This window comes from Eisenbergiella massiliensis (assembly GCF_003435485.1).
In genome coordinates, this window is the sequence record NZ_QVLV01000002.1 from 409875 (window position 1) to 432362 (window position 22488).

The 22488-nt window shown below is 49.1% G+C and carries 20 protein-coding genes; 2 read left to right on the forward strand and 18 right to left on the reverse strand.

Annotated features, from left to right (window positions below; all coding sequences use genetic code 11):
* Positions 1 to 100: 100 nt before the first annotated feature.
* From DXC51_RS04450 to DXC51_RS30365, 6 genes are all read right to left on the reverse strand, one after another.
* Positions 101 to 1381 (reverse strand): sensor histidine kinase, encoded by a 1281-nt coding sequence (locus tag DXC51_RS04450; RefSeq protein ID WP_117543882.1) that lies wholly within the window; start codon positions 1379 to 1381, stop codon positions 101 to 103.
* Positions 1381 to 2094, reverse strand: coding sequence for a LytR/AlgR family response regulator transcription factor (locus DXC51_RS04455; RefSeq protein WP_102289048.1), 714 nt, complete (start codon positions 2092 to 2094; stop codon positions 1381 to 1383). The genes DXC51_RS04450 and DXC51_RS04455 overlap by 1 nt, the downstream gene beginning before the upstream one ends.
* A gap of 13 nt (positions 2095 to 2107) precedes the next feature.
* Positions 2108 to 4720, reverse strand: coding sequence for a glycoside hydrolase family 28 protein (locus DXC51_RS04460; protein WP_117543884.1), 2613 nt, complete (start codon positions 4718 to 4720; stop codon positions 2108 to 2110).
* Between the two features lie 192 nt (positions 4721 to 4912).
* Positions 4913 to 6271: an MATE family efflux transporter gene (locus tag DXC51_RS04465; RefSeq protein WP_117543886.1), complete on the reverse strand. Its 1359-nt coding sequence runs from the start codon at positions 6269 to 6271 to the stop codon at positions 4913 to 4915.
* A 151-nt stretch (positions 6272 to 6422) separates the two neighbouring features.
* Complete coding sequence (locus tag DXC51_RS04470; RefSeq protein ID WP_021636028.1) at positions 6423 to 7064, reverse strand: RpiB/LacA/LacB family sugar-phosphate isomerase; 642 nt, start codon at positions 7062 to 7064, stop codon at positions 6423 to 6425.
* A 207-nt stretch (positions 7065 to 7271) separates the two neighbouring features.
* On the reverse strand, positions 7272 to 8267 hold the full coding sequence (locus tag DXC51_RS30365; protein ID WP_330413799.1) for a HEAT-like fold family protein: 996 nt from the start codon (positions 8265 to 8267) through the stop codon (positions 7272 to 7274).
* A 358-nt stretch (positions 8268 to 8625) separates the two neighbouring features.
* On the opposite strand from DXC51_RS30365, the gene DXC51_RS04480 reads away from it, so the two are divergent.
* Positions 8626 to 9978 (forward strand): MATE family efflux transporter, encoded by a 1353-nt coding sequence (locus tag DXC51_RS04480; RefSeq protein ID WP_117543888.1) that lies wholly within the window; start codon positions 8626 to 8628, stop codon positions 9976 to 9978.
* A gap of 196 nt (positions 9979 to 10174) precedes the next feature.
* Here the strand turns inward: DXC51_RS04480 and DXC51_RS04485 are convergent, their stop codons facing one another.
* From DXC51_RS04485 to DXC51_RS04505, 5 genes are all read right to left on the reverse strand, one after another.
* Positions 10175 to 10384 (reverse strand): NUDIX hydrolase, encoded by a 210-nt coding sequence (locus DXC51_RS04485; protein WP_117543890.1) that lies wholly within the window; start codon positions 10382 to 10384, stop codon positions 10175 to 10177.
* Positions 10385 to 10387: 3 nt separating this feature from the next.
* Entirely contained in the window at positions 10388 to 10729 is a 342-nt protein-coding gene (locus tag DXC51_RS04490) for an arsenate reductase family protein (RefSeq protein ID WP_025489637.1), read from the reverse strand.
* Positions 10730 to 10766: 37 nt separating this feature from the next.
* Positions 10767 to 11390: an MBL fold metallo-hydrolase gene (locus DXC51_RS04495; RefSeq protein ID WP_117543892.1), complete on the reverse strand. Its 624-nt coding sequence runs from the start codon at positions 11388 to 11390 to the stop codon at positions 10767 to 10769.
* A gap of 95 nt (positions 11391 to 11485) precedes the next feature.
* Positions 11486 to 12364, reverse strand: a complete 879-nt coding sequence (locus tag DXC51_RS04500) for a TPM domain-containing protein (protein ID WP_117543894.1) — start codon at positions 12362 to 12364, stop codon at positions 11486 to 11488.
* A gap of 1 nt (position 12365) precedes the next feature.
* Positions 12366 to 13349 carry a TFIIB-type zinc ribbon-containing protein gene (locus tag DXC51_RS04505; RefSeq protein ID WP_025489634.1) on the reverse strand — a complete coding sequence of 328 codons (984 nt, stop codon included), beginning with the start codon at positions 13347 to 13349 and terminating at the stop codon, positions 12366 to 12368.
* A gap of 171 nt (positions 13350 to 13520) precedes the next feature.
* Here DXC51_RS04505 and DXC51_RS04510 point away from each other — a divergent pair, with 171 nt between their 5' ends.
* The gene (locus tag DXC51_RS04510; RefSeq protein ID WP_025489633.1) at positions 13521 to 13772 is read left to right on the forward strand and encodes a hypothetical protein; all 252 of its coding nucleotides are present in this window, start codon (positions 13521 to 13523) and stop codon (positions 13770 to 13772) included.
* Between the two features lie 63 nt (positions 13773 to 13835).
* Here DXC51_RS04510 and DXC51_RS04515 read toward each other — a convergent pair whose 3' ends face one another.
* From DXC51_RS04515 to DXC51_RS04545, 7 genes are all read right to left on the reverse strand, one after another.
* Positions 13836 to 14591 (reverse strand): hypothetical protein, encoded by a 756-nt coding sequence (locus DXC51_RS04515; protein ID WP_021636043.1) that lies wholly within the window; start codon positions 14589 to 14591, stop codon positions 13836 to 13838.
* A gap of 164 nt (positions 14592 to 14755) precedes the next feature.
* On the reverse strand, positions 14756 to 15379 hold the full coding sequence (locus DXC51_RS04520; RefSeq protein WP_117543896.1) for a GH25 family lysozyme: 624 nt from the start codon (positions 15377 to 15379) through the stop codon (positions 14756 to 14758).
* A gap of 88 nt (positions 15380 to 15467) precedes the next feature.
* A complete protein-coding gene (locus DXC51_RS04525; RefSeq protein WP_147332334.1) occupies positions 15468 to 16340 on the reverse strand; it encodes a DUF6179 domain-containing protein in 873 nt (290 codons plus the stop codon).
* Between the two features lie 60 nt (positions 16341 to 16400).
* Complete coding sequence (locus DXC51_RS04530; protein ID WP_117543900.1) at positions 16401 to 16940, reverse strand: DUF6323 family protein; 540 nt, start codon at positions 16938 to 16940, stop codon at positions 16401 to 16403.
* Positions 16941 to 17130: 190 nt separating this feature from the next.
* Positions 17131 to 19683 (reverse strand): diguanylate cyclase domain-containing protein, encoded by a 2553-nt coding sequence (locus DXC51_RS04535; protein ID WP_117543902.1) that lies wholly within the window; start codon positions 19681 to 19683, stop codon positions 17131 to 17133.
* A 173-nt stretch (positions 19684 to 19856) separates the two neighbouring features.
* A complete protein-coding gene (locus tag DXC51_RS04540) occupies positions 19857 to 21332 on the reverse strand; it encodes a D-alanyl-D-alanine carboxypeptidase family protein (protein ID WP_117543904.1) in 1476 nt (491 codons plus the stop codon).
* A gap of 210 nt (positions 21333 to 21542) precedes the next feature.
* The gene (locus DXC51_RS04545) at positions 21543 to 22214 is read right to left on the reverse strand and encodes a YkgJ family cysteine cluster protein (protein WP_021636051.1); all 672 of its coding nucleotides are present in this window, start codon (positions 22212 to 22214) and stop codon (positions 21543 to 21545) included.
* Between the last annotated feature and the right edge of the window lie 274 nt (positions 22215 to 22488).

Below are 22488 nucleotides of genomic sequence, written 5' to 3' on the forward strand. Positions count from 1 at the left end.
AGTTTTTTGTCACCCTTATTGTATTCGCTTCCTGGGCGGCGTACAACGCATCCTGCACGAAAAGACGGCCGGACAACAAAAAAAGGCGCCCTGAAGCGCCTTATTCTGCCGCCGGTATCACTGCGTAAAAGCAAAACCAGCCATCTTCTTCTTTTACCACACAGGTTCCCCCGCATTTCCGGATCACTTCATTTACATTCAGCAGGCCGATTCCGTGGCCGGCACTCTCCTCCTTTGTGGTGAGGAAGATATTTCCCTTTCTTTTTAACGTCCCTGCAAAAGGATTTTTTACGGAAAGGGTGAGTTCACCGTCCTCCAGAATCATTTTCAGCCGGATAATCCTGCCTGTGTCCAGCTTTTCACATGCTTCCATGGCATTGTCCAGCAGATTGACAAGCAGCGTGACTATCTCCTCTTCCTTCATGGTAAGCCCTGATAAATCATTGACCGACATGGTAATTGTAATCTTTTTTTCCAGCGCATCCGCATACTTGCGGTTCAGCACCACGTTGACTGCGGGATGGTTCGTATTGACGTAATCCCCGCTTTTTTGAAGGCTTCCGACAAGCCCTGCAATATAGGAACCGGCCTCTTCCGTTTTTCCGTCCGCCAGCAGACCCTGGACACAGCCCAGCTGATTTTTATAATCATGCAGGAAGCGTTTCTGCTGTTCAAAGCTGCTTTGCATTGTCCGGTACAATTCCATCTGGTTTCGTGTTTTTTCCTGCATGATGACAAACCTGCGCAGCTTGGCCTCCTTCACCAGGATTTCCCATATAAAATAAAAGGCGAGCAGGTTCATGATTCCGAAGCCCGCCGTCACTATAAGAAAAATCCGGTTCTGCGACTCATCCCCATTCCAGGAAATCATGCCCACCGCCGTAATCGCAGCCATGCTGATTATAGGAAAATACCCGAACCGCAGCCACTTCGTATTCTCCAAAACGTACGCGCGGCCCTTCAGCCTCCGATGCAGCAGCAATACAAGACACAGCAGGATGCAATATGCCGTCTCCTCCTGAAGCCCGGGCAGCAGGTAATCCTGCCAGGGCAGCATATAGAGCAGTGAAACGGTGACCAGCTCCACGATCCATATCACGCCGCAAAACAGTACAGACAATATAAAATTCTGCAGCGGCTTTACCTGAAAATAAATCTGTGCCGTTACAAAAAGCAGAAGTATCAGGCGGAGGGGCTGCAGGAAATAGGGAGGGATTTCGGTGAAAGCAATCAGAATAAAACCGGCTGTCAGTACCGGAAGCAGCGTGTATTCCACCCATTTATGCCTCCATTTCCGACGCGCCAGCAGCGTCTCAAAGTAAATTTTTACGCAGATGCCCACCATGAGCGACAAAATAATGCATCGTATCACCTGTCCCATCACATCGCTCCTTTATATGCCACAAAGGCTTCCCTGACAGCCTGGAATCTAAGGCGCGGCACGGGAAGTGTTTCCCCCCAGTCCATCAGTACGGCATAATTGCTTATTTTCCGGATATGCTTCATATTTACCAGGAAGCTTTTATGGATGCGCAGGAAACCATATGCTGCAAGCTGCTGTTCGATATGATCCAGCTTGTCATAGATCTGATAGTTCACGATCTCATTATCCAGATAAGAAAAAAACGATTTATGTTTTCTGCTTTCCACATAAAGGATATTATCCGTATACAACGTCCTTTCCCCTTCCACGAAGGGGAAAGTCACCTGCCGGACCTGCATTTTTTTCAGTATGGCATCCATGCATTCCGGCAGGGCCGCCTCCAGTGTGTCCTTCATGAGGTAGCGCACCGCATTCACCTTATATCCCTCCAGCGCATAGCTGATGAATGCCGTAACAAATACAATACAGGTATCGGAATGAAACTGCCTGATACGCTTTGCCGTATCAATTCCGTCCATTTCCTCCATGTTGATATCCATGAAAACCACATCATAACCGACCGCATTTTCTTTCTCCGAAAGGAAATCGGCTCCTGATGAAAAAAGGCTCACCGCATATTCCATACCCCGGCCGGCAAACCAGGAATCCAGAAGCGTATGTATTTTATTCCTGTAGTACTCCTCATCATCGCAAATGGCAATCCGAAGCATATTTTTTCCCCACTTACTCTATGAATACCTTAATCGTTCCATATTCCGGGAGGACACCGTCATCCGCCCGCAGCCTGATCAGGAATTCACCCTTTTGATCTGCGCGGGGCGTCCAGCGGATTTCCTTTTCTTCCTCCAGATATACGGCGCCCTCCGGCAGTTCCTCTGCTGTAACCAGCGTCTGTGCTTTGGCTCCGTCAACCGCATAATCCTTCACTTCCACAGCTTCGTTATAAATCCGTCCGTTCAGCTCCTTTTGTGAAGCCTCCGCCGCCGGATGGCGCATCACCACAGGAAGTGTCAGCTCCTCTTCCGCTCTGCCACAAACTGATACGGGCATGGCAAAAAAGGGACGGTATACGGTAAGGGGAAGTGGATAATCCTCTGTGGCTTTTGTATAGGTATAGCCGTTTTCCGGACAGGGCAGCGTGGGAAAGCCGTAGCCCTCATCCTGCGGCGTGCCGGGAGCGGGCGCGTCGATTACTACCTGCTTTACCCTCCAGTTCTTCGGGAAAGTGACATCCTCCACGCCGGTTTTGACATAGGGCTGGTGCAGGATATATTCTCTGTTAGTAGCTCGCCGGTAATTGCTTTCCACCAAGGCTAACTGCTCCACGCCTTCTTTTACCATGGCTGACACCTCCATCAGCCGCACACCGCAGGCATCATCAAGAACCACCGCATGGCGGCCGTCCTCCACCTTCCAGGCAAAGGAAACCTGCTCCAGGGACAATCCCTCCACATGGCGGGCGTAGAGGCCATAGGCGGGCAGGATTCCCCAGTTTTCAGGCTCCGGATATACCTGCGGCAGTTCCGGCACATTATAAGGATCCTCCTTCCAGCCGCCGGCTTCCTTATCCCAGTCCACGCGGGGCAGCAGCCCTTCCTCCTTCAGGAAAAATGTATTCACCAGCCAGGGAAGGCTCTGTACGCTGGGCCGGGTCCCGAACTGTGTGTATTCCCAGTTGGTATTCAACTGCCTCTGCTCCACAGCGTGCTCCATGGACAGACCGCCCCGGAATTCCACAGTGATATTTTTCATGGAAACGCGCTGTACCGGACTGTCCGCCAGCCCCATAATCAATATGGGATAACGGGGATCCGCATTGGTGATTTTCACATTGCTGATTTCTATATCTGCCACTCTGGCCATATGGCTGCTTCCGCTGGCATTGGCGAAGCAGGGAAGCTCCCAGGCCTCCACCTTTCTGTCCCGGTCAATACAGTATCCGGCGTGGTCATCATATTTTTTCCCATAATAAACGCCATCCTCTTCCACAACATTCGCGGGATTCACATACGCCGGTTCCTCCTGGCTGACAACGGTAAAAGCGGAATGGCCGTCAATGCTGACGATGCGGTCTTTTCTGTAAGAAGGGGTATACCTTTTTGCCGGATAACAGGTATATTCCTCCCTGGCGGGAAGCACCCAGTTCCGGTTATCCAGACGCACATTTCCTTCCCCTGCTTCAACCGTTTCCTCCTGGCTGTTTCCCGTCACCGGAAAACGGCCTCTTTCTCCTGCCCTGATAAAAATAGGGGAACTGCTTATATTTTCCATCTCACAGTCTGTAAAAAGAATATCCGTCAGGTCAGAGCCGTCCACCGCTTCCAGTGCGAAGCCGCGGGACCGCTCAAAGCGGACCCTTCTCACCGTCACCTGTTCATAGCCGCAGGTGGATTCCGTACCCAGCTTCACCCTTCCCGTAGGGCCGCCTCTGTCGGCAGCCACCAGCTTTTCCCTGGTGTATACGCCGGCGGCGACGCTCCCCGCATCGTAGCCGCTCACACGGCAATCCTCAATAAGGACATTTTTCAGCGGCATGAATTTCCCTGCGCCGTAGGACGCTTTCATGACCAGCGCATCGTCGGTAAGAGAATTAAAGGTGCTGTTTCTGATGGTCACATTTTGGCAGCAGTCCACATCCAGCGCGTCTCTGGTCGTATCCACCAGGACATCCTCCACCAACATATTTTCCACCCCCTGCGCAATGATGGCAAAATGGCCGCCTATGACAAGCTTGAAGCCCTTCAGCACCACATTTTTACAGCGAAGCAGGGAAATCGCTTTATTGCCGAACCATTCCCCGTCACTGCCGACTCCCGGTTCATTGCGCAGCTTTGGCATTTTGGGATCGCCGCCCAGCAGCACATAGCTACGGAAGCCGTCTTCAAAACAGCTGCCGTCAATCAGGCCCTCTCCATAAATCATTACGTCTGAAATATCCGCCCCGTAAATCATGCTGTTGGCATAATAAGTATGTCCGTGATCCTGTATCCCGGCGTACAGGTTTACCTCCGGCTTATCATAATTCCCGCCTTCCCCTTCCTGCTTCTCATAGGAATGCCGGATATCGGTTTTGGCCGCCCGTAATACGCATCCCTTTTCCAGGCACAGGTTCACCCCGCTGCGAAGCCTTATCGTATATACCTTATAATCGCCTGCGGGCACGCTGACCGTGCCGCCGCCATTTTGGGCCGCCTGCGCAAAGGCCTGGTTGACCGCCTCCGTATTCTTTACCGGATCTCCGCCCGAAACGGCCCCGTACGCTGTGATATCATATTTTTGTGCTTTTTCCAAATCTGCCGCCAGCAATGAGGCGCCTGTCGCCGTTTTTACCGCCATCTTTTTCTCCTTTTTTATCCTCTTAACAGCTATTTCGTTCTCAACATTTACTTTGTAACAGTTCAGGCTTTGGCCGAACTATTACTGCACCCGCCCATTATAAGTCGCCTTCGGCGAGGGGCGGATGCCTGCTGCCACCACGTTTTCTCACGTTTTGCGCAGTGAATGCGCAAACCTGTCCGGATTGTTACATTACTTTTTCTGCTTAACCGTCCTGTCCCGGAAAAAGAACAGGCAGGGCACTTCAAAAAGCAGCATCGCCGTCCAGCCTACGGCACAGGCGATTGTCACGCCGTAGATACCGAGAACAGGGGCGGTCAGATAGGTAACCACCACACGAAGGCTTGTCTGGATGAAGGTGCCTGCCAGCGTAATTCCCATTTTTCCCCTTCCCCGGAAAAAGCCCTGCAGTCCATTAGTAAAGGCGGGAAGCAGATAAAAGAAAGCCATGGTCCCCAAATACCGGCTCCCCGCCTCCACAACGCCTGTGCTGCCCTGCCCTGTCACAAAGGCCTTCATGACGGGTACTCTCCCCAGATAAACCAGCAGGAAAATAAATATCCAATACAGAAATTCCAGCAGCAGGCCTGTCCTTAGCCCCGCGCCCACACGTTCCCGTTTACGCTCCTCATCCTGCCTGGAACCCAGGTTCTGCGCCGTAAAGGTGGTGATTCCATGGGAGATGCTCTGCTCCGGCGTAAATGCGAAATCATCCACCCGGTTCACCGCCTGGAATGCGGCAATCACGTCCACGCCAAGGGGATTGACAGCTCCCTGAATCAGCAGCTTTCCCACCGGCTGACAGGCCTGCTGCAGCGCCGTAACGCTTCCATAACGGAGCGTGGTCTTCAGAAGCCGTCTGTCAATGCGGAATGTCTTTTTATCAGGGCTGAGCATAGGGACGGCTTTTCTGATATGATACCAGGTCAGAGCGGCTGACACGCCTTCCGCGACCACAGTAGTCACCGCCGAGCATACGATTCCAAATCCCAGCAGGCCGATAAACACCAAATCCAAAGCTGCATTAAGCAAAGAGGCAAAAATCAGGAACCTGACGGGTGTCCTGGAATCCCCTACGCTTTTCAGCGCCGCCGCCAGCGCATTGTAAAAATAGGTGAAGGGGGAACCAAGTATAATGATTTTCAAATAAATACATGCACGATCCAGCACACCCTCCGGCACCTGAAGCAATACAAGCAGCGGTCTGGCCAGAAACAACCCGCACACCGCCACCCCAATGGTAAAATACAGGCCAAACAGCAGTGTGGTGGACAGTTCTTTTTTCAGTTCTTCCAGGCTGCCCGCCCCGAAAAAACCGCTCATCAGCACGCCGGCTCCCATACAGATTCCGGAAATCCCCAGAATAATAATATTCATCACCGGTCCTGCCGTTCCCAGCGCGGCCAGCGCTTCCTTCCCGATAAACCGGCCCGCAATCATGGAATCTACCGCGTTGTAGGCAAGCTGAAAAAGATTCCCCAGAATCAGGGGAATGGAATAGCGGACCAGATGTCCCATAATACTGCCTTTTGTCATATCAGAAGCTGCCATGCCACTTCTCCCTTAATCTAAATAACTGGTCCATCCGCCGGGAATGAACCAGTTAATATGTTTCATGCTTCAAAGCTGTGCGTCGCCCTGCAGCTGTGTCCTGCAGCAGCATCCGCCTCCGTCCTGGAAAACGCCTGAAATTACTTTCCGCTTATGCTTCCAGCAGTTCCTTTACGCATGCTGCTATTTTCTCACATTTGCAGTTTGCGAAGAAGTATTCGCTGAATCTGTCTCCTGCAATAGCGCCTTTAACCAGCTCCCTGTCCAGATTTTTCAAGATAGTGCACAGGTCGTTATGTGTAACCTTCTTTACTTCATCCAGGATCTTCTTATTGCGCTGTTCCGGAACGACTCTTTCCTTGGGATAGCCCTGTCCGCTCTCACCTTCAAACAGTTTTTCGAAAATATACTGAAGATTCAGTTCCGCGCCCCAGCCGAAGCCCTTTGCAAAAGGAAGCGCAATGGCATTGCCGTCATTGATCTGGGCAAACATATAGGCATCGGAAGGATCTACGATATGTCCGCACAACACGCCGGGGAATGCATTGCAGGCCAGCATGGCGCCTTCTCCTGTACCACAGCCCGTAACCACATAATCAGCTGCTCCTGAATTCAGCAGAATCGCTGCAAGAATACCATTCTGCACATAGGTAAGCTGATGCTCGTCCTCTGCGCTGTACATTCCATAATTAAATACCTCGTGTCCTTTGGGTTCAACGACTTTTTTCAGGACCTCTTCCACCTGCGCATTCTTTGCCGCCTGGCTGTTTTCATTAATCAGTGCAATTTTCATGAAATTTTACCTCCTTGTATATTGCCGGCCTATACTGTACCTGAATGTAAATACGTGGGCCGACTGAACAGTTGTATTTAAGTATAACTTATTTTATTTACCAGCGCTTGTGTTTTCTTTTCCTTAATCATGCATATTCTGCTCTTCCATTTTGATACTGCACGCCTCCTGGAAAATAGTATCGAAGTTTTCCTGCAGTTTCCTCTGTCATTCCTGTATTTGAGCCAGCGCCTCCTCAATATCCTTTTTCACTAACGGCTGCATGCTTTCCTTATAACAGGACAGATCCGCTGAACGTAGTGTTTCTGTCATCCTCTTTATTAGTTCTGGCTTATGCTTCGCAATTGTTGGAAGCAGCTTTATGCACTGTCTTGCGGTAATCGGTTTTTCATCCGTAATGTGCTGCAGATAGCTGTCAAAAAAGCGGTCAATGATACCTTTTTCGTCCCATATTGCATTTTCAGCAATCAGAACAAGCCCTCTGGTACGTACAAAAGAATTTTTATTTTCCAGCATATCAAAAAACTCATTTAAATGGGTGTAAACCATACAGTCCTCATGGCTGGCATCCTGCAGTTCTTTCAATGCGGCGTATCCTGTATTGGAGTCCTTAGAATAAAGCAGCTGTATCTGTTCCCGGATATATTCCTCTGTTATTTTCATTATACTTTTCCCCTTGTCCTCTACTATGACAGTATCAAGGATACCTGAGTTTACTTCCAGCGTTTCTAAAGTGCATAAGCATATTTCCTGAGTAATTTTTATAGGTTTCTTTTCCGTTATCTCATACATCTCCTGAATGAGATCCGGAATTCCATCGGGAAACTGTATCAGACAACCTGCATGATATCCATGCCAGGCATACGCGATTGGCTGCATTTTAAATTCTGAAAAGAAACATAACACGATGGCCTTACAGCTTATTACGGAATTATGATCGATTATCCCCTCGTTGATACGCATAACTACCTCGTATTCCTGTCCTGCGGGAATATCTGCATAAGCGAAGCCATGGATAAAATACAGGCAGTTTTCAGCATTTCGGTATTTTCGGAAGTTATCAATTAAATGAGGAGCAACATGATACTGTATACTGTTTGCTTCTATTTCAGGTATCAGTACATCGCGTGAAAAATCAGGATGGAACCGTGCCCACAGGATGAGTTTGCGATCCTGGATTTTTGAATCATCATGAGATAACATATATCCGCCTTTTCCGGCAATATGTCTTAACCGACAAATATAAGCCAATATTTAGTTCATCATACCATATCGGTGCATTCTCCTCAAGGCGGTTCCGAAATATTGTATGCCTCAAATCAAAAATATTGTATGCCACAGAGCATACGGAAATTTCTTCATCCATCACTGACTGCCACAGTGAGATAAAACATTTACTCTTCCTTTTTTTACCGGCTGTGATATAATAAAAAATTGGCGGTTGTTTTGCCGCCGGTTTTTGATACCTTTTGAAATATACTAGATTTTTTACATATATGGGCGGAACTATGCGTACAGACAGGGGCGAATGTGCATATAGTACACGCAGACAGGAGCATCAATGAATAAAACAGCACAGCAGACCACACTGATGACAGAAGGATCTATCTGGAAAAAAATCATAGCATTTGCCATTCCTCTTTTTCTGGGCAATCTGTTCCAGCAGCTGTATAATACGGCAGACTCCCTCATTGTGGGAAATTTCCTGGGGAGCGAGGCTCTGGCCGCTGTCAGTTCCTCGGGAAGCCTGATTTTCCTTATGGTTGGTTTTTTCAACGGAATCGCCATCGGCGCAGGCGTTGTTATCGGCAGATATTATGGAGCGCGTGAAATAGAAAAGGTGCAGAAGGCCATACATACTACGATAGCCTTTGGCCTTGCTGCCGGGGTACTGCTTACGCTCATCGGTGTATGTCTCACTCCGCAGCTGCTTATCTGGATGGGCACGCCGTCGGATGTTCTGCCCAATTCCATTACTTACTTCCGTATTTATTTTTGCGGCTCGCTTGCCTTTGTCCTGTATAATATTTTTGTAGGTATTCTTCAGTCGGTGGGGGACAGCAGACATCCCCTGGTTTACCTGATTGTTTCCTCTGTTGTCAATATTTTACTGGACCTGCTGTTCGTAGGCGTATTTCGTTTCGGTGTCGGCAGCGCGGCTCTGGCAACCATCATTTCCCAGTTTGTCAGCGCGATTCTGTGTATCATCCGCCTTTCCAGGAGCCCTGAAGATTACAGGGTACATATCCGCAAAATCCGCTTTGACCTCTTCTTCCTGAAGCAGATTATTCAGAATGGCCTGCCCTCCGGCTTTCAGAACTCCATCATTTCCATTGCCAATGTTGTGGTGCAGGCCAATATCAACAGCTTCGGCAAAATGGCCATGGCAGGCTGCGGCGCCTATTCCAAAATAGAAGGGTTCGGCTTCCTTCCCATCACCTGCTTTGCCATGTCCATGACTACGTTTATCAGTCAGAACCTGGGCGCCAAAAAATATGACAGGGCAAAAAAGGGCGCGCGTTTCGGTATCCTTTGCTCCATCACTATGGCCGAGCTGGTGGGCGTCCTGATTTATGCCTTTGCCCCTGTGCTCATAGCTGCATTTAACAACGATCCCGAAGTAATCGCCTATGGAACCACGCAGGCGCGTACTGTTACGCTTTTCTATTTCCTGCTGGCATTTTCACACTGCGTCGCCGGAATTCTGCGCGGTGCAGGAAAGGCAACGATTCCCATGCTTGTTATGATGTGCTGCTGGTGTATCATCAGAATCACCTACATCAGCATCGTTGTAAGAATCATTCCGGTAATCAATGTTATTTTCTGGGCCTATCCTCTGACCTGGACCCTGAGTTCCATCATTTTCCTGATTTATTTCCTGAAGGCCGACTGGATCCATGGCTTCGATGACTGATTAAAGTGATATACGCCAAAATTAGAACCATGTTGTCGCTATCCGCCAACCAGTTTCATAAGATAGTTCCATTAACTACAAAATTGAATTAAGGTGCAGTGAAGCCGGAAGATGGTTTCACTGCACCTTTTAATAACCGCTTTTCAATTATAGAATTTAACCTTATCCCACAGCTTCCATATACCGTAAAACTCTGTTAATCCTGAAAATCTAAAAATGTATCCGGCCCTGTCTCTTCTCTCATTTCCCTGATAATTCCCTTTTCAATCGTTTCTCCCGGTTCGAGCTGACCGCCGGGCAGATACCATTGCCGTCCATCCGGCATGTGCTGCCGGATAATCAGGAGTCTGCCCTCTTCTACCAGGATACCAGTGAGCCGCACAAGATAAGGCGCCTTTTTTTCCACTCTTTATTCCCACCCTTTCCAAATATCCGGGCAGTAACCAATCGTCGCCTTTTTCCCGTTGCGTACAATCGGGGTTCTAATGACCTGCTGATTTTCCAGAAGCTTTTCCGCTCTGTCCTCTTCCGCTATATAACGAATCAGCGCCAGCGCATCCTTATCCCTGCATTTATCATCCAGCAGCTTATCCAGGCCGCCCACTGCCTGACAGACCGTGTTCAGCTCTCCCTTGCTCATTCCTTTTTCCTTCATATCAATATATTGATATTTAATGCCGCGTTCCTTGAAATAACGTTCTGCTTTTTTCGTATCAAAGCATTTCGTTTTCCCGAAAATCTGTATGTTCAACGATATAATTCTCCTTTTCATAGGAATCTGCTTCTGTTCACATATATCCCCACTGCTTCAGCACAGCCGTATGAGGCGGCGTGGCGCTGTCCAGTGTAAGAGTATCCGTTTCATATCTCACCACATGGCCGCAGCAGGATAAAAACTCCTCACAGGTCCTGAGCACCGGTAAACCGCTTTTCGCCGTCCGATAATGCATGGGGATCACCACACGAGGGCCTATTTTCCTCACAACCGCGCAGACATCGGAGGGTTCCGCCGTATAATAGCCCCCCGCAGGAGCCATGACAAGATCCGCCCCTTTCAATAGATCCATCTGCCACTCCAAAGGGGCGCACCCCATATCCCCCAGATGAACCACCTTCATTTTCTCCACATGGAAAATATGAATCCGGTTCCTGCCGCGCAGGCTCCCGTTCCTGTCGTCATGCCAGCTGTCAATGGTTTCAATCCGGAAGGGACAGGGAAGAAAGCTCTCTTCCATAATCACACTGCCCTCACCATGATGATCACTGTGTTCATGGCTGAACAAACACAGATTTGCCGTGGTATCCAGATTTTTCAGCCCCGGCACGGAACCATTTTCATAAGGGTCCACCACCAGCGCATACCCGCCGGAACTGATTTTAAAACATGAATGCCCCAAATACTGAATTCTCATACTTCCTCCTACTCGTATTGCGGAGCAAAATGTAAATCCTCTGACGAACAGAGGAATTTTCCTCCTTGGTTTGCGAAGCAAAATACAGGTTTCTGTTATCTGCTGTGCCCGCCGCCTCCATGGGATACTCCTCCGCTGGAAACATGGCCTCCGCCGCCTCCTCCGCCGGAGCCCCCGGAACCGCCGGTATTTCTCTCTATATGACGTCTTGTCACCGTCTTATGAAGGAACAGGTCACTTTGATTGCGCATCTGTGGATGCCCGCCCGATACATAGGTCACCACCCCGGTCGTTTTCTGCCCCTTGTTTCTTCCCAGGTTGACACCCACATAAACGGCAGTGCAGGCCGCAGCCACAAAAATCAGAGCAGCAACGGGAATATGCACTTTCCCGGTCATATCATAATAAAAAAGGTCCACATATTTTTTATAGGCTTTATAGGGATTGCTGTCCACATCCTCCAGCGCCTTATCCAGCAGTTCATCAATCATTGTGCTGCTGAAACGGTCCTGCGCCTTACCGCAGGTGCTCAGCCAGGAATATACCTTGCCGTCGCTTTCCCTGTACCAGTTGTCCAGAAGCAGCACGCCGTCGCCCTGGGGCTTATTGTAGCCGAACAAATGCTCATCGTAAAAATTATCAGCATACACCATTACATACTGATAAGGATACAGGTATCCCAGCTGTTCCTCATAGCCCTTCGCATATTCCTCCAGCGACTCATTCAGCGTCACCAGTACAATATCGCAGCCTGTCTGCGCCTCTCTTTTGGCAATCAGCCTGCGCAGGCTGTCCTCTTCTTCATCCGTCAGCTTATCCGCATAATCGAAAACCCGTTCCTGCGTCACCGCCTCCGTATTGCCCCTCTCTGCCGGCTGTTTCCCGGCCCCGGTAAGCTTCAGCGCCGCAAAAATCACAGTGAGGACAAGTATAATTATAAAATACACCCTGAAATATTTCAGATACCCTTTCATCCTACAGTCCCTCCAGTATTCCCTTCAAAAGCAGCAAAATCAGTGACATGCAGGCGAAAAAAGTACCGCCGTAGGCAAAAATTCTCCTGACCGACAAAGGTGCTTTTCCCACAACCTTGCCCGTCTGTCCGTTGACAAAGCAGTCATAGTTTTTCCCTTCAAAGCTGTACCGGTACCACCATACCGGAAGCAGCGCATAGCTGGACTGTATACTGTTCAAACTGATATTTTCCTGCTGCGGAATCAGCGTTGTATATCCGTTCAGGGTGTTGTGCAGCATCACCGAAGCATCCCTGCCCGCCTTATCCCTGGCTCGCTTTTCCAGTGTCTCTGCGTCCTGGTTGTAAATCTCCCCCAGAAAGCCGGACATATATTCCGGCCTGAAATTTTCCAGCGCCTCATAGCCGTAAGGCTCCATCAGATCCATCACATTATCTTCCATAGCCAGGGAAGCATCCACCGGCAGCTTTTCAAAATCCACATCCATATCCCTGCTCACCTGGAAATACGAGGTTTCCGTAAATTCCGTATCTCCGCTGACCCACACGCGTACTCTGGTTCCTGTCCCCGCATAATGACAGTACGCCTTCATGTCGTACAGCCAGAAAGGGACATAATTTCCCTCCATCTTTTCCACTGTAGCCTGTGCAAGAAAGGATTCCGGCGCAAATATCCGTCTGGAAAACTCATTCTCCAAACGCTTTACCGCCGTATTTTTCCCTATTTTAAAAGGCAGGATCAGGCGGGGCTCATATACGCCCTCCACCCGTTCGTCAAAAATCGTATAGTGGCCGCAGTACTCACACTTCACTGCGCTGCGGTAATCCCCCGCCTCAATCGGCGCGCCGCAGTTGGCGCAGGTTTCCATTCCTCCGCCCGGCAGCTTATCCTGTGTGTCCGTCCCGTCGCAGTAAGGACAATGCATTTCCTTCCTGTCCGGATCATAAACCACATTTCCGCCGCAGTTCCTGCACTTATAAATCATCGTTCTTCTCCTTATTCCCATAAATGCCTGATTATCATTGCCGCACATTTATTTTACCATTTTCCGCACTGTCTGTCTCCTGTTTTTTCACTCGCCAAAAAGCGGGAAAAATGATACAATAGACGTGCCTGAGAACCAGGCTCTATTTATCAGGGAAAGGAAGTATTTGAAATGAACCAGTTTAATCCTATGAAATTATTGCAGATAAAGGCCTCCTGGGAGCAGTTCAAGGCCAGGCACCCCAAGTTTCCCTCCTTCTTAAACGCCGTTTCCAAAGGAGCCGTAATGGAAGGGACGCTGCTGGAAATGACCGTTACCACAGCGGAGGGAAAGACCTTCAGCTCCAATCTGAAGCTGACTGCGGAGGATATGAAGCTGATCAATGATATGCAGGAAATGTTCACGGCCCAACAGGGAAATTAAAGGGAGAAGCTTTACAGCTGCCGGCCCTTTTTCCCATGTATCTGTCCGTTTAAATTAATCCGCTTAAGGCAGATTTACCAGCTCGTTCACGATTTCCTGTACCAGAAGCTGCTTGAACTGTACGGCAAAATCCGATATTTCCCGCTGAATAATTCCTGCCTGTTCCTTGATTGATGCCAAAACCTGCTGCGCCTCCGGTATCGACTGCTGCTGATACAAAAGGATAGCCTGCTCCTTGGAAGCGCTCAGGGTAATCATCTGATCATACATTGCGGCTGCAAACTGGCAGGCAATCACTTCTTCCGTACTACCGTTTGCGGCAGCCTGCTGCATTTTCACAAGCGAATCCTGCTTTTGCAGCAGCAGCTCCTGTTTCAGTGCGGCCAGGCTTGCCAGCTGCTGGTTTTCCAATATAATCTGCTGCTGGGGATCCATTGCATCCAGTGCATTTATCACAGCCAGATGCGCCGCCACCTCCTGCTGGATTTCCGCCGCTCCCTTGCTGGCGATCAGTTCCCCGTTATCATCCAGAACCTGAATGGCGCTGGCAGTTGCTTTCAGCCTTGCCAACGAAGCATCCATGACATTATACCTGACAAAATAGGGATCTCCCGCGCTTTCTTTCATGAACTCCAGCACCTTGCCGCTGGCGTCTTCCATAAATACCAGGCTGTCCCTGCCTTCAGAATTCACTACATAAACATCCCCGTATTCATCCGAATGAATAAGCTCCGCCGCATCCGCCTTAAGAGGCAGCAAAAAACAAACCGCAGCGACAGCTGCGGCCGCCGCCAGCTTCATAAAACCTTTCCTTCTCATAAAAAACCTTCCTTTCCTTTATTTTCCCGTTACTGCACCGCATCGTCACAGTTGCACGGCCTCTTACCCCTATCATACACGGTAAGCGGGAAAACACAAGAGCCAGTCAGCCATTTCTTTCCCTCCGTTTCAGGGCATTTACAGCTTCCCTATCCCTGTTCCGTTTACCCAAAAGGCAGATAACAAATGTCAAAATCCACCAGACTGTCTATCCCGTCTATTCTGCCTTTGCTGGTATACTGCCACGCAAACAACGGCTGCTTTATTTCCGGCCGGTATTTATCCGAAGGCGGATTTTCATCAAAGACAAAGCTTCTGCTCACGGGATAACGGGCGACCCACATGGGACAGTCAAAAGCCCCGGCATCAAAAAAGCCTCCATCGTAGAAAAACTGCCCTGTATAAATGCCGAATTCATACCCTGCGCCTGTGATGGTATTTTCCGCCGTTTTTATCAGCCCTGTCAGCACATCCCTTCCCAGAGGCTCCAGGGACTTATCCTCAACATCCCACCATATCCTGCAGGAGCGTTTTCCCCTGGACCGGAGGAGCCGGATTACCTGTTCCGCTTCCTCCAGCGCCTCCGTGGGCAGGACGGCATAAGTATAACGGTAAACAGAATAAGGAATATCATTTGCATAACAGCCTTTGGCATTTGCCGAAAACTGACTGTCCGGTTTTCCGTCCCTTTTTATGGAGCGGAGCACTGCAAATCTGCAGCCTGCTTTTTTTACCTTTTTCCAGTCAATGGTTCCCTGGCGCTCCGACACATCAATGCCTTTATACATTTTCTATCCTTTTTCCAATAAACTCTTACGCCTATTTTATGAAAAAAGGCCTGGGCACATGCCTTTGTCTTTCTGTATTTTTATCCCTTTATTCCCTGCTTCCCGCCTGAAGCAGATATCTGGCGGAAAAAGCTTTCCCCATCTGTCCAAAATAATTTCTGAATTCAGGGTCCGGCACCGCATTTCCCATTGCTCCCACCAGCATTTCGATCAGTGCTGCCGTTTTGCGGGCAGCCTGTTCACGCGTATCTCCGTCAAAATATATCCCAAGGAGCTCCTTCTCATCCCCGGATGTTTCCAGCTTCCACACCGGGCTGTCCGTAATCACACATTTTACCGCCTGGAACAGCACTGCTTCGCATATATTGTCCAGATACAGTTCCCGGTAATCCGGCTGAACACCTGCCAACACCCTGCATACCGCCTGTCTGTCAAACTGCTCCAGGAACCTCTTTTCCATACAAAGATGGGACAGATAACTGTAAATCCGATCCGCGCCGCACTGTGCCTCCCCGCGTGCCATATCCGGATAATCCAGAGTCAGGATATGATCCTGCGGGCAGAAGCGGATATCATATTTCAGGAAAAAGGCGGGAAGCCCTTCCAGAACGGTTTTCCGGTAATTCAGACAACCATAATCTTCGAAATCCGTAATCAGGCCATCGTAAAGCGCCCTGGCCATTTTTACCTTTTCCGTCACATATTCATATCCCTTATCATAGGCCTGCCGCGCACTGAGGCTGTTTACTGCCGGCAGCACGCCGGTAGTATTCCATGTAAAGCATTCCCGGATGCAGTAAAGCACGGCTTCCATAAGCATTTCCGCCTTTTCATAGGGCACGGAGCTGCTTTCCCCGGATGTATATTTATTTGTCAGATAAATCACCACCGGAAGTATCTCTTCCAATCCGTAACCATACATACTGCCCTCATTTTCCCTTGATTCCCTGTCCTCTGCCATTTTCGTATCCTTCTCCTCCTTATTCCTTCCTTGGAAAAACCCCTGTACTGGTCCTGACAATTACCAGAAAAGCTCCTTTATTACATCCATAAAGAGTTCTCCGTCCCACCTTTGCTCCTCGCTGAGCTTTTCATATTCTCCTTTTCCGCCGCTTTTCACATAGTCCCTGTCACCGGAACGAATGGCGGAAGCAAACCTTGGAAGGCAGGTGCTTTCCAGATATTCCGTGTCTCCCATGCAGATCTCTTCAAACTGTTCCTTCATAAATGTCAGGAGCTCGTCATCCGTCAGCAAATCCATCGCTTCATTCTTAAAGGAATAGAAAATATCCTGCAGCTCCTCCATGATCTCCCGGTAATTCTCCTGATTAATGTATTGGGAATCACAGAAGGTAAAAATCAGCTTATCCAGAATCCCTTCTCCGAACTCCACCCGGCGGTATTTTTTCAGGCTCGCATTCCTGCACAAAACCAGTTCATGCGCGTCCTCCTCCGTCAGGGACAAACCAAAGCTTTCCGTTTTTTCATTACATTGCATAAGAACGGAAAGCTCCTTTTTCTCCTTCTGTGACTGCAGCACCTCCAATAAACTTTCGTTCACCGCTGTCTCCTCCTTTTAAATCCCTGTTTCCTATTGTTTCTGCTGGAAATGCCTATTATACGTTCTGGCCGGTTCTATTACAAGCCTTGATATTTTCTCAATTTTGTAGTATAATAGTATACATAAAAGAGAGGAAAGCTGTTGACAGCGCTTCCCTCTCTTTTTATGGTTTTTTATTTAATTCCGTTGTTTACAGCCACTGCTTTTCGAACATTTCCGCATTGATGGGATAACCGAAATAAAAGCCCTGAATCAGCTCCAGCCCCGAATTTTTCACCACATCGTACTCTTCCTTCGTCTCCACTCCCTCCAGGCATACCTTCTTCCCCACATCATGGCACAGCTCCGTAATTGCCCGGACAAAGGTGGCATTAAAGAGATCAGAAGTAATTCCCTTAACAAAGCCCCTGTCTATTTTTACAATATCCACCGGTATGTTTTTCAGTGAAAAAAGGGAGGAATAGCCGATTCCAAAATCATCCATGGCCAGGTTAATTCCCATTTTCTTCATTTTCTCCAGGATATCACGGGTTCCGGCATCCTCCTTGATGAGGTAGGTTTCCGTCAGCTCCAGCGTCACATTGCCGGGCTGGACATGGAGCGCTTCCAGAGTCTCCTGAATATTGGCAACAATATCCCCTTCCAGCAATTGCCGGTAGGAAAGATTGATGCTCATGTGAAAATCAGGCTTAAGCTCACACCATTTCCTGCACTGCTCCACCGCATGATAAAGCACCCAGCTTCCCAGCGGGACGATCAGGCCGCTCTGCTCCAACAGGGGGATAAATTCACCGGGCGATACATTTCCGTATTTGGCACAGCGCCATCTGGCCAGCGCCTCCGCCCCGTACAGGGTTCCGGTCTCAGACTCAACCTGTGGCTGATAACTGATGGAAAAACCCGCAAAACCACGGTCAATGCTTTCCCGCAGAAGCTCTGCCAGCTCCAGCTTTCTTTCCTTTTCCTTCAGGATATCCTCAGAAAATCTGGTAATCCTGTCCTTTCCCTCCAGCTTGGAATGCTCCAGGGAATAGTTGGCGCATTTGAGCAAATCCAGATAATTATCCGCATCCGTAGGATATACGGCATAGCCTCCTGAAACCGTGCAGTAATATTTCTTGCCGTTGTATTCCTGCTGTCCGTGGAATTTATGCTGGATGCTGTTGAAAATCCGCAGGTAATCCTCTTCCTCCCCATTGAGGATAATAATTCCGAATTCATCGCCGTCCAGCCTGTAAATACGTGCATTGGAGGGCAGTATAGAGGAAATCCTCTGTGCCGTAATCCTGAGCACTTCGTCACCAAAGGCTCTGTCAAAGAGATCGTTGATATTCTTAAAGGCGTCCATATCCAGTATCATGATCTGCAGCCGCTGCAAATCCGGATAGTCCACCATATATTTCTTAATATTCCCTTCAAACTCAAAACGGTTATAAAGGCCGGTCATATGATCCATCTGGCTCTTCTTCCCCAGATTGGTAATCATGCCCGCAAACAGATCCGGACAGCCCTGCGTGTCTTTTATCATCCGCCCCCTGCAGCGGAGCCATATCCATTCACCGCGGGTGTTCCTTGCACGGTACTCTATATTGTGGGAATCTGTCCGGCCATCGGCAATCTCCTGATTGCTTTCCAGAAACACGTTTTCATCATTGGGATGGATCAGGCCGCTCCAGAAGGCGGCTGCATTCTCCACGATTTCCCCCGGCAGGCCGAACTCCTCCACCATGGCTGGTGAATACCGGAAGGTTCCCGTCTTCATATTGCCAACAAAAATATAGTCCTCCGTACTGGAGGCCAGCGCATCATACAGATGCTCCTTATCATACACAAACTGTTTCGTCCCCATACGTCTCTGCCCGTCTTTAAGGAGTCCCTCCTTGGCACGCATGATATGGTAGCTCCGCTTCTGTATGTACATCTGCTCATCGGCCCGTCTGATGATATCCGACAAGGTATATCTGTCTCCCGGATATACCTCCATCAGGCCGTAGCTGAAGGTAGCTTCATAAAAAATGGAATATTTCTCCCGTTCATCGTGGAGCCGCCTGCTGATTTCCCGCATCAGCTTCTCAGCCGCCTGCTGGTTCTGATTATAGAATACCAGCACGAACTCATCCCCGCTGAGACGGAAAATGATATCCTGTTCCCCAAGACAGCCCTTTGTCACGCAGGCCATTGAGGTAAGGAGATTATCCCCTTCCCCGTGACCGTACTGATCGTTGATTTTCTTCAGTCCATTCACGTCTATCAGCGCCACGGTGAGAGTTATATTTTCCCTTCTGGCATCCTCTATCATCTCCGCCAGCTTTTCCCTGCCTGCCCTGCGGTTATAAATTCTGGTCAGGTCGTCAAGATCCGCAGCCTCCGACAGCTCTTCATATTCCGTAACATCCACAAAATTGCATATACAGTAGGTTCTTCCCTGCCACTCCGTCAGAGAATCATAATGCTTGTAAATGCGTCCGGTTAACGTATTCCTTTCATGCCGTATCCCTGCGCGGAAGCCGCCCTTTTTATCCCGTTCCGAACAAAAGGGGCATTTATCCGTCAGCCCCCTTTGTAAAATCTCCCAGCACCGCTTTCCTTCCGGATGTATCTGTCCAAATTCCCGCTTCATCGCGTCGTTCATATAAACTATTACATCTGTTTCCGCATCCTTTATAAAGATATTAGTGGTCAGCTGATTAAAGACGGAGGTAAAAAAGGCCTCGTCAAAATCATATGTTTTTTCCGTTGCCATAAAAACTCCTTCTGCGCCATACGCCGTTTATACATATACTCATTGTAAGCTTTTATGACCAAATGTACAAGCATGATTTACGTTATTTAGCATTTTCTTTGTTACTGTTAAGCTATAGTCCCTCCGGAAGAAGTAATAAATTTTATTTTCAGCGGTATTCAGGCTCTGTCAGATTAATGCCGTCCGCTTCTGCGCCTTTTCCTGTTTTTTCTCCATCTGTATTTCCATATCTGTCTGCGGACTATAAGGAAGCCTGCGCCCGCTGCCGCCAGAGCGCCAAGGATACCCAATGGAATGTACCACCAGCGGAAGCCTTTGCCCTCTTTCTCTTTCTCCTGTTCCGGTTCGCTCTCCGTCTCATTCTGTACGGTTTCAGGCTCCGGCTTCACTATCATGGACTCAGGAAGCGCTATGACAGCCTGTCCCACGGTGCGGGTACCCAGAAGATATTCCAGTACCGCGCCGGTTACCTCCGGCCCTCTGTCCGCATTCAGCAAAAGCAGAGGCTTCAAATCTGAGAATTCTGCCTGGGAAGGGAGGACAACATAGCCGTCCTCCGATATCCGAAACGGTATTTTCTCCGTTTTCTCCGGGCTGTCCCCCTCCTTCACGGAAACCTCAATCTCTTCACCCTCCGTGCCGCTGGATCCGATATCCACCTTTTTAAAATTATCAAAACAGAAATCAAACAGAGTAGCGGTATCCACATATACCTGCCTGCCCTCCGTTTTCATGGTTACGCAGATCAACTCCATGTCATTGCGTGCCGCACAGGTGACAAGCGTGTTCTTTGCCACCACCGTATATCCGGTTTTTCCTGCAAACACACCGTCATAATGGTATTTGCCGCTGCAGATCATCTTATGGTGGTTGGACATGGGAATCAGATCCGGCTGTTTATCGGTGGGCTGAATCTCATAATAAACCGTTTTGGATACCGTACGGAAAATCTCATGCTTCAGCGCTTCCCTGGTAATCAGAGCCATGTCGTAGGCGCTGGATACATGCCTTTCATCAGGCAGTCCGTGGGGATTGACAAAGTTGCTGTCCTCACAGCCCAGCTCCCTGGCCCTTTCATTCATCATTTCGGCGAATTTCTCTATTGTTCCGCCAATATGTATGGCCAGCGCATAGGCGGCATCGTTGGCAGATGCCAGCATCATGCCGTACAGACAGTCCTCCACGGACAGCACCTCGCCCTCGTCCAGCGCGATGTGTGACCCCTTATCCTCCATATATACTGCTTCATGGGGAACCGTTACCTGTTCATCCAGTTCACAGTTCTCCATGGCCAGAAGGGCCGTCATAATTTTGGTAATGCTGGCAGGGTAATATTGGGCATGCATATTTTTACTGTACAGAATCGTTCCTGTGGAGACTTCCATAACAATGCCGGATTCCGCAACTATGGAAGGGCCAGAGGGCCATCCCGGTTCTTCGTCGGCCTGAACGGGGAGGCTGCCCGGTGTTTCCGATTCACCGGTCTGCGTCTCTGCGCTGCCTGCTTCGGCGGCTCCTTCCGTATTGTGAACCATTTCATCCTCAATTGTGCTGACTGTATTATCTGTCGCCAAAGCCGTCAGGGGAGAAGAAAAAAGACAAAAAGAGGCAAGCATAGCTGCCAAGACAGGTTTCCATTTATATTTCATCAGGGTATGTACTCCTTGTAGTTTACTACTTAAAAGATTACCTCCCCAGGAATTTCAAGTCAAGAAGATAATTCTCAATATTCCACAAAAAGTAACGTTTTGCGCCGGTAATTTCTGGAAATATGCTGGTTTGCGCAATTTCTTAATTTTTCATGAAGATGACCGGCAATTTCCTGTCGGTCATACAATGATTTATTTACTGTCATAAATTTAATTTAACTCGTTGCCGCCTTCCCCCAGGCTGCCGCGGCTGTAGAACTGTTCATAGAAATCCATTTCCGGCGCGTAGGGTATCAGGTAGTAGTCCTGAAGCACCCGCATGCTCAGTTCCTTCAGCCTTTCTTCTTCTTTGCAGGTTTTTGCTTGCTCCTGAAGGGCTTTTATGTAAAAATGCCAGTCGCAGATGAATTTTTCATAGCGGCGCAAATCCGGAATATCCAGCCATTTGCGGATTTTCATTTTTGTCCGGTTTTCTTTCCTGCATTCATGAATCTGAAGGAAGTAGCGGAAGGAGCCGTTTTCATAAAGCCTGCCCAAAGGAAAACAGCGGCAGATGCCGGGACGGAAGGAATGGATGGAGCAGCGGCCTTCTTTATTTAAGAAGGGACAGCCTTCCTCTTCCCCCACAAGGTTCAGGCTGGGGAGAATCAGGCCTTCGTATACATGAAGGGCAATCCGGCCTGATGAAAGCAGCTGCTCAAAGGTACATCCCAGATGGGAGGTGAGCTGCCAGATATCATAAGGGTCAAGCACAATCGTTTCTCCCATGCCATGGCAGCACGCCGAACAGCCGGCGCAGTCCGAACACCCCACCTTGACCATATCATTGGCATCATATAATTTCCCGTCGGATATTTCATCCAGATTAATGTCTCTTTCCATTGCAGCACCGCCTTTATCTCACCGGCACAGCCGGGTTTATTCTGTATTCCGCCTGGATTTCTGCGGCAAGCGCAGAAACCAGAATGCGCAGATATAATGTCGTCTTCGACGACATTATATCATATCCGCTCCGCGGATATGAGCCTCCGGCGGAATTTAGCGCCTGGATTTCTGCGGCTCGCGCAGAAATCAGAATGCGCAGATATAATGTCGTCTTCGACGACATTATATCATATCCGCTCCGCGGATATGAGCCTCCGGCGGAATTTAGCGC